General features: G+C 42.6%; 15 protein-coding genes. 2 read left to right on the top strand and 13 right to left on the bottom strand.

Translation table 11 applies throughout. From position 1 onward, the window contains the following. Positions 1 to 12: 12 nt before the first annotated feature. The 7 genes from D8877_RS05050 to D8877_RS05020 all read right to left on the bottom strand — a co-directional run bounded on the left by D8877_RS05050 (position 13) and on the right by D8877_RS05020 (position 7,830). A complete protein-coding gene (locus D8877_RS05050; RefSeq protein ID WP_125341412.1) occupies positions 13 to 1,089 on the bottom strand; it encodes a carbamoyl phosphate synthase small subunit in 1,077 nt (358 codons plus the stop codon). Between the two features lie 114 nt (positions 1,090 to 1,203). Then, entirely contained in the window at positions 1,204 to 2,121 is a 918-nt protein-coding gene (locus D8877_RS05045) for an aspartate carbamoyltransferase catalytic subunit (protein WP_048772785.1), read from the bottom strand. Between the two features lie 110 nt (positions 2,122 to 2,231). Beyond that, positions 2,232 to 3,515, bottom strand: a complete 1,284-nt coding sequence (locus D8877_RS05040; RefSeq protein ID WP_002912653.1) for a uracil-xanthine permease family protein — start codon at positions 3,513 to 3,515, stop codon at positions 2,232 to 2,234. Between the two features lie 8 nt (positions 3,516 to 3,523). Next, positions 3,524 to 4,042, bottom strand: coding sequence for a bifunctional pyr operon transcriptional regulator/uracil phosphoribosyltransferase PyrR (gene pyrR, locus D8877_RS05035; RefSeq protein WP_002904664.1), 519 nt, complete (start codon positions 4,040 to 4,042; stop codon positions 3,524 to 3,526). Positions 4,043 to 4,232: 190 nt separating this feature from the next. Beyond that, positions 4,233 to 6,716, bottom strand: a complete 2,484-nt coding sequence (locus tag D8877_RS05030; RefSeq protein WP_125341411.1) for a pneumococcal-type histidine triad protein — start codon at positions 6,714 to 6,716, stop codon at positions 4,233 to 4,235. A 135-nt stretch (positions 6,717 to 6,851) separates the two neighbouring features. Beyond that, positions 6,852 to 7,484, bottom strand: a complete 633-nt coding sequence (locus tag D8877_RS05025) for a Pr6Pr family membrane protein (protein WP_125341410.1) — start codon at positions 7,482 to 7,484, stop codon at positions 6,852 to 6,854. Positions 7,485 to 7,491: 7 nt separating this feature from the next. Continuing rightward, a complete protein-coding gene (locus tag D8877_RS05020) occupies positions 7,492 to 7,830 on the bottom strand; it encodes a zinc ribbon domain-containing protein YjdM (RefSeq protein WP_002920966.1) in 339 nt (112 codons plus the stop codon). A gap of 274 nt (positions 7,831 to 8,104) precedes the next feature. On the opposite strand from D8877_RS05020, the gene D8877_RS05015 reads away from it, so the two are divergent. Together D8877_RS05015 and D8877_RS05010 are read left to right on the top strand one after the other, a co-directional pair. Beyond that, on the top strand, positions 8,105 to 8,629 hold the full coding sequence (locus tag D8877_RS05015; RefSeq protein WP_049539160.1) for a hypothetical protein: 525 nt from the start codon (positions 8,105 to 8,107) through the stop codon (positions 8,627 to 8,629). Positions 8,630 to 8,649: 20 nt separating this feature from the next. Continuing rightward, positions 8,650 to 9,180: a transcription repressor NadR gene (locus D8877_RS05010; RefSeq protein WP_185681469.1), complete on the top strand. Its 531-nt coding sequence runs from the start codon at positions 8,650 to 8,652 to the stop codon at positions 9,178 to 9,180. 48 nt (positions 9,181 to 9,228) lie between these two features. Here D8877_RS05010 and D8877_RS05005 read toward each other — a convergent pair whose 3' ends face one another. From D8877_RS05005 to D8877_RS04975, 6 genes are all read right to left on the bottom strand, one after another. Then, positions 9,229 to 9,696, bottom strand: a complete 468-nt coding sequence (locus D8877_RS05005; protein WP_049539158.1) for an 8-oxo-dGTP diphosphatase — start codon at positions 9,694 to 9,696, stop codon at positions 9,229 to 9,231. A gap of 23 nt (positions 9,697 to 9,719) precedes the next feature. Beyond that, positions 9,720 to 10,163: a hypothetical protein gene (locus D8877_RS05000; RefSeq protein ID WP_125341409.1), complete on the bottom strand. Its 444-nt coding sequence runs from the start codon at positions 10,161 to 10,163 to the stop codon at positions 9,720 to 9,722. Then, positions 10,141 to 10,698 carry a hypothetical protein gene (locus D8877_RS04995; RefSeq protein ID WP_125341408.1) on the bottom strand — a complete coding sequence of 186 codons (558 nt, stop codon included), beginning with the start codon at positions 10,696 to 10,698 and terminating at the stop codon, positions 10,141 to 10,143. The genes D8877_RS05000 and D8877_RS04995 overlap by 23 nt, the downstream gene beginning before the upstream one ends. Positions 10,699 to 11,222: 524 nt before the next feature. Further along, positions 11,223 to 11,768 (bottom strand): DUF1697 domain-containing protein, encoded by a 546-nt coding sequence (locus D8877_RS04985; RefSeq protein WP_125341406.1) that lies wholly within the window; start codon positions 11,766 to 11,768, stop codon positions 11,223 to 11,225. 36 nt (positions 11,769 to 11,804) lie between these two features. Continuing rightward, positions 11,805 to 12,302 (bottom strand): GNAT family N-acetyltransferase, encoded by a 498-nt coding sequence (locus D8877_RS04980; RefSeq protein ID WP_125341405.1) that lies wholly within the window; start codon positions 12,300 to 12,302, stop codon positions 11,805 to 11,807. Then, positions 12,268 to 12,831: a GNAT family N-acetyltransferase gene (locus tag D8877_RS04975; protein ID WP_125341404.1), complete on the bottom strand. Its 564-nt coding sequence runs from the start codon at positions 12,829 to 12,831 to the stop codon at positions 12,268 to 12,270. Before D8877_RS04975 ends, D8877_RS04980 begins: the two co-directional genes overlap by 35 nt. Between the last annotated feature and the right edge of the window lie 3 nt (positions 12,832 to 12,834).

The following is a 12,834-nucleotide window of genomic DNA, read 5'->3' as shown; positions in this document are numbered from 1 at the left end:
CAATCTTGCTTCCTAGTATGCCTGATGGGCATCCATCATTTCCATAAACTCATCAAAGAGATAGTCTGCATCATGCGGTCCCGGCGCAGCATCTGGGTGGAACTGCACAGAAAAGGCAGGATAATCCCGATGTCGCACACCTTCGACGGACTTATCATTGATTTCTTCATGAGTCACAATCAGGCATTCCGGCAAATCCTCACGGCTGACGGCATAGCCGTGATTTTGACTGGTAAAGTCAACTCGTCCGGTCGCAATCTCGCGTACCGCATGGTTGAAACCACGGTGGCCAAACTTCATCTTATGCGTCTTAGCACCGTTAGCCATGGAGAAGAGCTGATGTCCCATACAGATCCCGAAAATTGGAATTTTGCCCTGAACACCACGAATCATGTCCAGAGCCTCCGGCACATCTTCTGGATTGCCCGGTCCATTGGACAGCATGACGCCGTCAGGATTGAGCTGGAGAATTTCCTCAGCGCTAGTATCATAAGGCACCACTGTCACGCTGCAGTTTCGTTTGGCTAACTCCCGCAGGATAGAGTGTTTGAGGCCAAAGTCCACCAGTACCACGCTGCGACCCGTTCCCGGAGCTGGATAGGCCTGCTTGGTAGAGACCTGTTTGATATTATCAGTCGGTAGAACAGTTGCCTGCAGCTGGTCTTGCAGATGATCGATGCTATCCTCTGCATTGGCAATGGTCGCCCGCATGGTTCCATGCTGGCGGATAATCTTGGTTAGTGCCCTTGTATCAATTCCCGAAATGCCTGGTATCTTTTTGATTTTGAGGAACTCATCCAAAGACAATTGCTGGCGCCAATTGCTGGCACGACGTGCATACTCATAGACCACCACTCCCTTACAAGTCGGTAAAATGGACTCATAGTCGTCCCGATTGACACCATAATTTCCAACCAAGGGATAGGTAAAGGTCAAAATCTGGCCGTTATAAGACTGGTCCGTAATCGATTCCTGATAGCCAGTCATGCCTGTGTTAAAGACGATTTCACCTGTCACAAAAAGATCCGCTCCAAAAGCTTCCCCTTCGAAAATCATGCCGTTTTCTAATATTAAAAGTCTCTTTGCCATTGTTCCCTCCTGTCCAAGATGCAGACCGCCCACGACCATCTACATAAGATATATAATAATAGGGAGTGGGATTGCTTCACATAGCTTCACCCACTCCCGGCCTACTGTCCGAGATTATTGACGACCTTTCAGAACTGCTTCGATAATAGCCATTCTAACAAAGACGCCGTTGGTCATTTGTTCAACGATTCGTGATTTTGGTGCTTCGACCAGATGATCCGCAATTTCTACATCGCGGTTAACTGGAGCCGGATGCATCAGAATTGCTGTATCTTTCATGCGGTCATAACGCTCTTGAGTCAGCCCATGCAGTCTGTGGTAATTTTCTTTAGAAAAGATGGACTCGTAGTCATGGCGCTCATGCTGCACGCGCAGGAACATCATGACATCCACTTGATCAATCACCTCATCAATGGTGACAAACTTACCATAGTCCGCAAACTCTTGGCTCCGCCATTCTTCAGGACCAGCAAAGTAGAGCTCTGCACCCAAGCGCTTGAGAATTTGCATATTTGACTTGGCCACACGCGAATGGTCCAAGTCACCAGCAATCGCAACCTTGAGGCCTTCGAAGCGACCAAACTCTTGATAAATAGTCATCAAATCCAGCAAGCTTTGGCTAGGATGCTGACCAGAACCGTCTCCTCCGTTAACAATGGAAGTCGTAATTGTTGGACTTTCCACTAGCTCTTTGTAATAATCTACTTCTGGGTGGCGAATGACACAGACATCAACGCCTAGGGCAGACATGGTCAAGATGGTGTCATACAAGGTTTCTCCTTTGTTGACCGAGCTGGTCTTGACATCAAAGTCCAGAAGATCGCAGCCTAACTTCAACTCTGCTACTTCAAAGGCCTTGTGGGTCCGTGTAGATGACTCAAAGAAAAGGTTAGACACGATATGCTGCTCATCATAATGGACTTTAGCGCCATTTTTAAATTCGATTCCGCGTTTAATCAAGGCCATAACTTCTTCATTTGACAGAGTTTCCATAGAAACAAGGTTCTTAAGAGCGATTTGATTGGATGACATGATGTAGTTCTCCTTTATATGAAAGAATGAGGGCTTCCCAGAGTGCTGCAAGTAAAGTCGCTCTGAGAGCAAGCTATTTTTGAACGAAAGTTAATGATTTAGCGCCTAGCTCAATCCTTGGGCTCAGGCAGGACAAGATAGAGGACAATTCCCAGAATAGTTGACAAGGCAACTCCTGAGATTTGCAGACCCGACAGCTGCAAGGTCAGACCACCGATACCAGATACCAAGATGACACTGGCAATCAAGAGGTTCTTTTTATTGTCAAAGTTAGTCTGTGCCTCAATCAGAATCTTGAGACCGCTCGAAGCAATTACCCCAAAGAGGGCGATGGAAATACCACCCAGCACAGGACTCGGGATGGATTGGAGCAGGGCTGAGACCTTGCCCACAAAGCTCATGACAATGGCTAGCACTGCTGCACCCGCAATGACATAGACGCTGTAGATTTTATTGAGCGCCATGACTCCGATATTCTCTCCGTAGCTAGTCACTGGCGGTGCTCCGAAAAGCCCTGCAATAATTTGAGCCAGACCATCACCAGTCAAGGTCTTGTCCAGTCCTGGATCCTTGAAGAAGTCCTTGCCTGTCAAACTATTCAGCACCATAACATGTCCGAAGTGTTCTGTCATGGTTACAAAGGCGATAGGCGCCATAGTTAAAATCGCACTTGGGTAAAATTTCACATCGTAGTCCAAGAAAGGCAGACTCATGGGCGGAAGGTGGAACCAAGAAGCTTGCCCAACCTTGGCAAAAGAGACGATTTCCTGCCCAGTCACAGCACCTAGAATCAAGCTAAAGATGTAGCCGACTATCAAACCTAGCAAGACTGGGATAATTCCCACGATCTTCTTACCATAGATATTAAAGAGGATAACTGCCAAGAGAGTAACCATGCCGATAATGAAGTAGGTCAAATCATAAACCTTTTCGCCATTAGCTGCAGTCTTGTTCATCACATCGCTAACAGCTGTTCCAGCCAAGCTAAGACCGATAACCATGATGATAGGCCCTACCACTACTGGCGGCAGCACCTTGTCAATCCAAGCATTGCCGGCAAACTTGACAATCAGTGCTACAATGAAATAAACCAAACCACCGGTGATGGCTCCCTGTGCAACCGCTCCGATACCATCTGTCTTCATCAGCATCTGCATGGCTGCGATATAAGCAAAGCTGGATCCCATGTAGGCAGGAATCTTATACTTGGTAACAGTCAGATGGGCAAGTGTTCCCAGACCGCTGGAAAAGAGGGCTACCGCTGGGTCAATTCCCACCAGAATCGGTACCAAGACTGTCGCTCCAAACATGGCGAACAAGTGCTGAAAGGATAGTCCTAAAAGCAGACCAGGCTTTGGCATATCATGCACATCATACTTAACATCTTGACTCATTTAGCTTATTACTCCCCCATAATCAAAACGCGATCTTGACCGTCAGTTTCAGTCATCTCAACGATAATCTCCTCAGTTTGGCTAGTCGGAATGTTCTTGCCGACATAGTCTGCCCGTATAGGCAGCTCGCGGTGACCACGGTCTACCAAGACAGCCAGACCAACGCGAGAAGGCCGTCCATGACTGACCAGATTGTCGATAGCCGCTCGGATGGTCCGTCCTGTGTAGAGGACATCGTCGATCAAAATTACCTGACGGTCGGTAATATCCACTGGAATCACTGTCGTATCTTCCTCAACCTTTATATCATCTCGAAAAGGCTTGGTATCTACTTCTGCTACTGGAATATCAATATTCTCCAACTGGGCCAATCGCTTTTGAATCCGGTGAGCCAAGTGAACCCCACGGGTCTTAATCCCAGCCAAGACCACTTGGTTTAAGTCCTTGTTACGCTCGATGATTTCATAGGTAATCCGCGTAATCGCGCGATTCATGGTGATGTCATCGACAACTTCTTTTGTTTTCATTCTTTCCTCCTCAAACAAGAAAAAGTCTCCTTACTACAAGGAGACTTCAGAAAAATCTAGTCAGGCAAGCTAAAACAAGACGCACTTGCTTACACCCCACCCATCTTTTTACTTGCTCCTTGTCTATCTCTCTGGATAGAATTAAAGGATTATTTAATTTTTTATACTATATCACAAATTCAAAACTATTTCAAGAAAAAATTGTATTTTTTTCTGCTTGAGCTGGCTCGTCTTTTAATTCAGAATTTTTAGCAGTTGGCACTTCTTCTGGTGATGGCTTAGAAGAGTTTTCTAGATTCTCATCTTGATTGTTTAACTCTGCTTCAGCAGATCCAGCTGGATGCTCGCTATCATTGGAAGCACCTTGGTTGCTTGCTTCAGCTGAGGCTGGTTTCCCTTGTACATCTGCCTTATTAGGCTCACTTTCCTTAGGTACTACCTTCTTTTCGTCCTTTTCATCAGCAGGCTTATTATTGTCAATGCTGCCACCCTGAACATCTGGGAAATGCTGCGCCAAAGCTTTCGGAATTTTATTTTCATTTAATTCAAGTTCTGCTTTAGGGATATGATTGTCGCTGACATTGATATAAGTCACAGTCTTATTTGGTTCCTGCAGCGCTAAGGTTGTGATTTTATTCTTGTTGACAGCCAGATTGTCTAAAGCCCTAAACTGATTAATTCCTTCCAAGTTTTTTAGCTCATTTTCAGCCAAGTTTAAATTCTTCAAGGAAGAATGAGCGGCTGGAATGTTCAAAGATGTAATCTTGTTTTGACCTGCGGACAAAGTTACTAAATTCTTAGCAGCTTCAACTCCTGCCAGCGAAGTCAGACGATTGCCATTTAGACTTAGAGTTGTCAGATTTGGATTCGACTTCAGGAAGTTCAAGCTCTCAACATTGGAATTGTCAGCTGTTAATTCTTCAAGTTTGGAAGCTTTGAGGGTATTGAGATTTAAGTTTGGATTATTGGATAAGAAAAGCCTTGTTAAATCTTCTTTTTGGCTCAGAGCAGAAACATCGTGCAGCTGATTGTGCTCTAAACTTACCGCTTTTAATTTTGAAAGCTTGGTCAAAGCAGAAATATCTGAGATATTGTTGTAGTCAAGGTTCAATGACTCCAGATTTTTCAGCTTCGCCAAAGGTGAGATATCGGTAAGGTCATTTCCCGCTGCTGCCACTGTTTTGAGGTTCGGATAACGCTTCAAGAAAGATAAATCGGTGATACCATTCTGGGAAATGTCCAAGCCTTCCAAGGTCGGAATTTCTTTTAAGAAATCATAGTTGGTAACGCCTGTCTTTGTCATCCACAGCTGTTTTAAATGCTTAAATTGCAGCACTGGTCTGATGTCCTTTATCGGAGTAAAGCCAATCCCCAGAACTTCAATATTTGGCATCAGTTCCAAGCCTTTTCTTTCCAGCGGATCTTTGCGCTGGCCGATATTTAGATACTTCACAGTTGCCAGCCAGGCTTTCATCTTTTCCGTATCCGTCTCATCTGATGGGAATGGGGTATCTGCCGTAGCATGTAAAATATCTTCAATGATTTCATTATCAAATCCTAGAGCTTTCAAGGTTGCCATACCAACTGCGTCATGAGCATGCGGATTTCCATGAGGGTCAAAAGGCTTGCTCGGATCAATCTCACTGACCAAAGTCGAATGGCTATGATCACCATGTGGATAGATAAATACCTTTCCTTTATCTGTATCGCTCACCTGAATCAGACTTTCATCAATTCCTAATTGCTGAGCCAAATAGGCCTTTTTCTTAGCAATTTCTTCTTCCTCATCTAATGAACTTGGCGCAGGCTTAGGTGTAGGAGCTGGTTCTGGCGACGGTTCTGGTGAAGGCTGTGCTTGCCCTTGTCGGCCATAGTAGGCATCCTCAGCAGCTTTCTTGTATTCTGCTGGAATCAATGACTCCCAAGGCGAAGCAATCAACTGCTCATAGGGGATGAAATGAGTATGACCGTTATGATCTGCCAGCAAGCCTGTAGCAAGTTTGCCTGTTACCCCTGTACCTCTAAATAAGAATCCATCGCTGGTAGGATAATCAATCCCAGCAAACTGACGTTTAGTTGTCCCTTGCTGCTGGGGAACAGACGGCCTAAGCGTTGACTGATAAACAGGTGCAGTAGTATTGCTAGACGGCGTTGGACGATAACTCGGTGCTTGTGCAAGATTACCCACTGACTGCTTCAAAATATAATGAAAATGATCCCCGTGACGCACAACATAGCCGTATTGGTCTTCCGACACAATGTCTCTAGGATTAAAAACATAGCCATCATCAGCAATGCTCATTTGATTTGCCAGCTGAGGCGAGCCTGCAGGCACTTGCCCATCTTTTGGTATCAGATAGGCCCACTTGCTATTCTTTAGATCAGAATAAAAAATAAAGTGCGTATGGCCATCATGCTCTAAAATCAAACCTTCACTAGTTCTAGCTTTAATTTGAGACTCGCTTTTGAAGAGAAAACCATCATCCGTCGGCTTATCAACACCAGGAACTTGTCCTTTTTTGGTCGCCTTACTTTTCTTCTTCACTTCTTGCTTGGTCTTAACCTTATCCTTACTTTTTTCCTGTTGAGACGGCTGAGACTGACAAGCCACCAAGCAAAGGTTACAAGCTAAGATGATTCCTGCTAAACCTAATAGTTTTTGATTGTGCTTCATTTCTTCCTCCTTTTTGTTTAACTGGTTAATCATTAACTAGTTAACTATATCACACAAATCTGATATTAGCAAGAAAAAATCGAAGCAAAATAAAAAAACAGATAAAATCTGTTTTTCATCTACAAGTACAAGTCTCTAAGAAGTCTTCTTCTTTGAGAAAGAGATGGACTTTATCCCGTAAAAGACAAAGCCAAAGATTAAGTAGGCTGCAAAGATAATCAGACACATCTGGATGACATAGGGCCAGCCTTTCTTAAAGACATTGAGGAAAAAGTAAGGAAATGGATTGTCCTTGGACCTTGGAATATCTATTTTCAGAAAGAAACCATTAAAGAGAGCAAAGGCCATGTAGACCAAAGGCACACTTGTCCAAGAAATCGGATCAAACCAGCGGTACTGGCGCGATTTGTCAAAGATTACTGTATCCAGAAGAAAAGCCAAGGGTACTATATAATGACATAGAAAATTCTCTAGACGGTAAAAATCTGTCGCAATCGGTGCTAGCAAGAGGTGATAAACGACACAAGTAATCATGATGGACATGGTCACCCCGCCCTTGATTCGCAAGATTTTCGGAGCCTTCCAAGCATCGCCAGGTCTCATCATCAGATAGACCAGATAGCCCGTAAAGAGCAGGACCAAGAGATTGGACAAAACCGTATAGTACATGAGCATGCCCACGCCATACTTAGTGATTTCCAGATAAACACCCAAAAAGGCCAGGATAAAAAGAATAATTCGATAAATTAAGATAAAACGACGATTCATAGAGACCTCAAATTTTCTTAACAAACTCTGACTTGAGCTTCATCGCACCGAAGCCGTCAATCTTACAGTCGATATTATGGTCGCCTTCTACGATGCGGATATTTTTCACGCGCGTTCCCTGCTTGAGATCCTTAGGTGCTCCTTTGACCTTCAGGTCCTTAATCAAGGTAACTGTGTCGCCATCAGTCAGCTTATTGCCATTAGCATCGATCGCTACTGGTCCTTCTTCTGCTTCTTGAACCTCAGCTGGATTCCACTCATAGGCGCACTCTGGGCAGACCAAGAGCGTTCCATCTTCGTAGACATACTCTGAATTACATTTGGGGCAGTTTGGTAAGTTGTTCATTTTTTCTCCATTTCTAGTCAAGGCTGCTAAATTTCCATACCAGCCTTCTATATATGATTAAGCTCTTCTTTCATTTTTCAAGTCCAGCAGAACACTAATCGATGTGAAGGTCAACTAAATCCTAAAAATCTAGTTTACTCCTATTTCCACACCTTTCTAGTATAAGCTATTTTAAGGTTTTTGACAAATCTCTTTTAGGATTTCCTACAGGTCTTGACCTTTCTGCAAAAACAGTGTACTATACTAATGTATATACAGATAAAAAGGAGTCGCTATGAAACCAAGATCTAAAAATCAGTTTATGACACTGACCGCTTTTTTGACTGCACTAGCTATTGTTATCCCGCTGGTTATGCCAATTAAAATTGTCATTCCGCCCGCTTCCTTCACCTTAGCCAGTCATGTCGCTATCTTTTTGGCTATGTTTATCTCCCCTCTCATGACGGTGATTGTCGTGATTGGTTCTACTATTGGGTTTGGAATGTCCGGACTTCCTTTCATCATCACGCTCAGGGCCCTGTCCCACTTGCTCTTTGCTAGCATCGGCGCTCTTTATCTGCAAAAGCACCCGGACACACTGGACAGCCAGAAGAAGACATGGGTATTCAATTTCCTACTGGCCTTGATTCATGCCTTTGGCGAAGTGGCCGTCTGCATCCTCTTTTACACAACGTCTGCCTATCCTGCTAATGCTTTCTATATCTTATTTGGTCTGGTTGGACTTGGTACGGTCATTCATAGCATGGTCGACTTTGTCATTGCTAAGTTCATCTATAAAGCGCTGAAAAAGATTCGCTAGAGCTTGAAGATTCCTGACTTTTGGTTTACAATGAAGCTATGACCAAGCAAAGACGAGAAGAACTATTAGACCTTTTGAAAACATCATCTGCTGCCCTCAATGGCCAGTCACTGGCGGAGCATTTCCATGTGACCAGACAGATTATCGTGCAAGATATTGCCCTCTTGCGGGCTGATGGTGCCCCCATCCTCTCAACCAATCGTGGCTATCTTTATAAAGACCGCCAAGAAAATGCTGCTGTCCATCAGCTCTTCAAGGTTCAGCATGGGGCTGAGGATATGGAGGCCGAGCTGCTGGCTATCGTGGATAATGGCGGCCGCGTACAGACTATTTTGATTGAGCATCCAGTTTACGGTGAAATCCAGACTTACCTAAAGCTGACCTGCCGCCGAGATGTCCAGCATTTTCTCCAACAGGTCGCATCCTGTGCCTTTCGCCCCTTATCTGAACTGACAGATGGAGTCCACTATCACCTAGTACAAGCCGACTCCCAGCAGGATTTGGACTATGTAGAATCTGCCTTGAGAGACCTAGGATTTTTACATGAATGAATAGCAAGAAAGAAAAAGACTGATTAGGCCCCAACCTAGTCAGTCTTTTTAGTACATACTCTTGCGCCAACCGTCTTCGATGCGCTCGTGATAGTAATATTCGGATAATTCTTCATCTTCCATCATACGCAGAAGTTCTAGCATATCGTAGGCCAAGTCCAGCTGTGGCAGGCTGTCCTTGTCTACCCAAGAAACCTCTCCCTCTTCAGTCGAGTGAATCTGACCAGAGAATTCAGTTGCTTTGTAGCAAAAGACGATGTAGCGAACCCCTTCATCCGTATGCCAGTTCTTAACTCCGACCAGTTTTGGATGAGTAATAGTCAAACCCGTTTCCTCTAAAATCTCACGGACAACCGCATCATGGAGAGACTCTCCCTTCTCAATATGTCCACCAGGAAAGGCATATCCAGACCAGCGATAGCGCTCAGGAGAGCGATACTGCATTAGGACTTTACCTCGCGCCTTATCTTCAACAAGGCAGATGTTTGTTAGGATTGTTTTTTGGGAACGTGACATAAATTTGCTCACTTTCTAAGTTATTAAAACATATCTTCGTTATATTTCACTTCTGACTTCATGACAAAGGGATTGATCAATTCATGATGTTCATAGGTACTATGGACCACAAAACCTCTGACAATGATGATTTCATTATCTTGTATATGATAGTCTATATTGATGGGCATTGCTGGATCCGAGATGATTGACAAAGCAAAGAATGCCGAAAACCAAAGATAAAGTGCCACCAATCCACTGAATAATTGAAAAATAAGGTGATACCAGTGAAAATCTCTTATCCTAAAAAAGACTATCCAAGGATGGATAAAGAAGGTCAAACAAAGAATAAAAAACCAGCTATTCCACAAAACTGGAGTAAAGGATAGACCAAAAGCTAACAAAATCAAATGAAGAATGACAAAGGTTAGCAAGACCAGATAGAGTGTTTTAAATGAAAATAATTTAGACAGATTTTCTTTTGTCATGATTTTTCCTCTTTTTTTCATTATATTTCAAAATCAACATCGTTAATGCTGGAATGAAGAAAAAGATTAGATAGGTAGCAATCGGAAACCAGATGTAGCGATTATCTAAAGATAATAGGGAAGGAATTTTTTTAACATTCCTCCCTTTCAGCCCAACAATTAAGTGGAGGAGAAAAATAGGTCCATTTATGTATAGAAAAGGTTCTAAAAATCCTTGTACTGAAGTCTTATTGCTAAAACCATCTCTAAAAATACCTTGATAGAGTGTGTTCACCAAAAAGACAAAATTGATAATAATTGGGAAGACATAGGACATTTCTTGATATAGTTTCGGGATAAGTGACGTCCCGAACAACACATACATGATACCAAAAATAGAAAATAATATTATGCCACCATCCATAAAAGAAGCAAATTTTGAATGTCTTTCCAGCCACAATTGGACATGAGCTATCAAAGAATACTTTTTATGGATTTTTCTCATTTTGATCTTCTGTAACTTGACCTTCTTTTGTCTCTTTTTCTCTCGTTCCATTTATGCCTCCTTCTTCTCTTTTCTATCCGTATAATCAAAAGCAGAATGCCCAGCCCTAAGAAAAAGAAAAATAGATAACTTACAATAGGAACCCAGACATAGGCTGGATCCATAGAAATTAGAGCAGGAAAATTCGTTGTCTTACGACGTCCTAGCCAATTCAGTCCTACCAAGAGATGAAAGGGAAAAAGAAGACCATCAAAACCAATAAATACCCATGAAAAGTAACGCCATTTCTGAAGTGTATCACTTCCAGAATGAAAGACAATGCAATAGGTTGAGAAGAGCAGAAGAAAAAGATTGAAGCTTAAGGGAGAAAGATAGTTTAAGTTTGGGAATGGAGAACTAATGAAAGAGACGGCAAGAAATGATACAAACAAAGATCCAAATAACACACTCGTATACAGGAGTTGACCAATCCTTCGGTGCCTTTCCATCCAAAGAGAAAACCTCTTAGTCCAAGAAGACTTTTCTTTTGTCTTGTACTTCATTTGTCTACTCATCTTCATTTTTCATTCTTTCCTTTACTTCTCATTCACCAACTCCACAATCTTCTGGAAAGTCTTGCCGTTTCGGATAGTCAGTTGTTTGTAGAAACTGGACTTGAGCAGTTTCTTATGGTAGTTGGACTTGAGATAGTCCGCTTGGTCAGCATTGCTATAAAAGAAAGCCGTCTGCCCGAAATGCAGTTGTTCCTTGTCATTTGCCCAACTGCCAGCCAGCTCTTGAACGCTCTCCCTATCTGTCTCCGGCAAGTAAAAAAGAACATCTCGCCGAAAAGCAGTTTCATCCTGCCACCAAGCAGGAAGATTGGCTGTTTCTTTTTCAAGCATGGCAGAGCTGACAAGGACAAAAGGCAGTGGAAAATCATAAGACCGACTGAAATAAGCAGTCAAGCTCTCCCGAATCCTCTCCTCCTGCTCCTCGCTATCAAAGAAAAGATTGCCGCTGTTGATGTAGGAAACTGGATTTTCAAAACCCAACCCAGCCAAATCTTTCTTCAAATCAGCCATGACGACCTTGTTTTTTCCGCCAACATTGATGCCGCGGAGTAAAAGTGCATAACGCATATAATGCTCCTTACAAATATATCTATTATTTCCAAACTAGCTGTTAGAGTTTTTCGAGTAGATCATCCGTTTTTCTTTCACAGCTTTTCCTAGGTCAATGACCTTTTCCTCACCGTCAAAAACAAAACCCATTTTTTCATAAAAGGTGATGGCACGTTTGTTATCTTCTAAAACCCATAATATAATCTCTTGATAACCATCCAAGGCAGCAAAAGCAGCCTGTATCAACTGCTGTCCTACACCCTTGCCATAATAATCTTTTAAGACATACAAGGCGAAAATTTCACCCGCTATCGTAGCTGAATCTCGAAAATCACCGTAGCTAACAAAGCCAACCACTTTAGCATCATCCAAGGCAATCAAGGTATTTTCAGGATACTTTTGACTATAAAATCGGCACTTATCCAAAGTCATCTGCTCTTGAAATTCTGCAGACAAAATCTCATCATAAGCTTCACGCCATGTCTGCCAATGAACTCGGGATTTCCCTTCTATCTCCTCAGCTGTTTCCATTGCTTTGATTGTGATGACCATTTGTTTTCTCCCATTCTTCTCTCAAAATGCCGTATTTAATACTGTCAAAATAAACACCTTGATAATAACGAACTTTTGGAATATGAGCTTCTTTTTTCATTCTTAATTTTTCAGCCAATTTCATCATTCCAAAATTTCCTGACCATGTCGTCAAACCCAAATGCTCTAGTTCTAAATAATCCTGGAAGGTCCTATCTATCCACTGTAGCATAGTTGCTTTTCCAATCCCAGAGTTCCAGAATTTGTTATCATAAATACAAATTCCCAATTCCATCCATCTTGTTTGTTTACATACCCAGTAGCGCGAGACAGTCCCAACTAGTTTATCTTCAACAAAAATACCAAGGCGATTTGAATTGTTTAGAGTGGATTCTGATTTTTGTAGTTTAAATTCTTGAAAATTAGGAAAATACTGATAATCATCAAAATAAGGAGCGTCATACTGTTTCCAAATTGGATTGGGATGCGAATAAGCAATCTCCCACAAAGGCATTAAATCTTCTTCCACTAGTTTTCTTAAACAGATCATATT

This window comes from Streptococcus sanguinis (assembly GCF_003943735.1).
Taxonomy (GTDB): Bacteria; Bacillota; Bacilli; order Lactobacillales; family Streptococcaceae; genus Streptococcus; species Streptococcus sanguinis_E.
The sequence above is the reverse complement of the archived record's forward strand: the minus strand, read 5'-3'. Positions and strand labels throughout refer to the sequence as shown.

Excerpts from the sequence above, each read along its gene's own strand:
- D8877_RS05030 (WP_125341411.1), bottom strand. The coding sequence starts at position 6,716 with ATGAAGCACAATCAAAAACTATTAGGTTTAGCAGGAATCATCTTAGCT.
- D8877_RS04980 (WP_125341405.1), bottom strand. The coding sequence starts at position 12,302 with ATGGTCATCACAATCAAAGCAATGGAAACAGCTGAGGAGATAGAAGGG.
- D8877_RS04975 (WP_125341404.1), bottom strand. The coding sequence starts at position 12,831 with ATGATCTGTTTAAGAAAACTAGTGGAAGAAGATTTAATGCCTTTGTGG.
- D8877_RS05045 (WP_048772785.1), bottom strand. The coding sequence starts at position 2,121 with ATGTCATCCAATCAAATCGCTCTTAAGAACCTTGTTTCTATGGAAACT.
- D8877_RS05040 (WP_002912653.1), bottom strand. The coding sequence starts at position 3,515 with ATGAGTCAAGATGTTAAGTATGATGTGCATGATATGCCAAAGCCTGGT.
- D8877_RS04985 (WP_125341406.1), bottom strand. The coding sequence starts at position 11,768 with ATGCGTTATGCACTTTTACTCCGCGGCATCAATGTTGGCGGAAAAAAC.
- D8877_RS04995 (WP_125341408.1), bottom strand. The coding sequence starts at position 10,698 with ATGGAACGAGAGAAAAAGAGACAAAAGAAGGTCAAGTTACAGAAGATC.
- D8877_RS05005 (WP_049539158.1), bottom strand. The coding sequence starts at position 9,696 with ATGTCACGTTCCCAAAAAACAATCCTAACAAACATCTGCCTTGTTGAA.
- D8877_RS05015 (WP_049539160.1), top strand. The coding sequence starts at position 8,105 with ATGAAACCAAGATCTAAAAATCAGTTTATGACACTGACCGCTTTTTTG.
- pyrR (WP_002904664.1), bottom strand. The coding sequence starts at position 4,042 with ATGAAAACAAAAGAAGTTGTCGATGACATCACCATGAATCGCGCGATT.
- D8877_RS05020 (WP_002920966.1), bottom strand. The coding sequence starts at position 7,830 with ATGAACAACTTACCAAACTGCCCCAAATGTAATTCAGAGTATGTCTAC.
- D8877_RS05000 (WP_125341409.1), bottom strand. The coding sequence starts at position 10,163 with ATGACAAAAGAAAATCTGTCTAAATTATTTTCATTTAAAACACTCTAT.
- D8877_RS05025 (WP_125341410.1), bottom strand. The coding sequence starts at position 7,484 with ATGAATCGTCGTTTTATCTTAATTTATCGAATTATTCTTTTTATCCTG.
- D8877_RS05050 (WP_125341412.1), bottom strand. The coding sequence starts at position 1,089 with ATGGCAAAGAGACTTTTAATATTAGAAAACGGCATGATTTTCGAAGGG.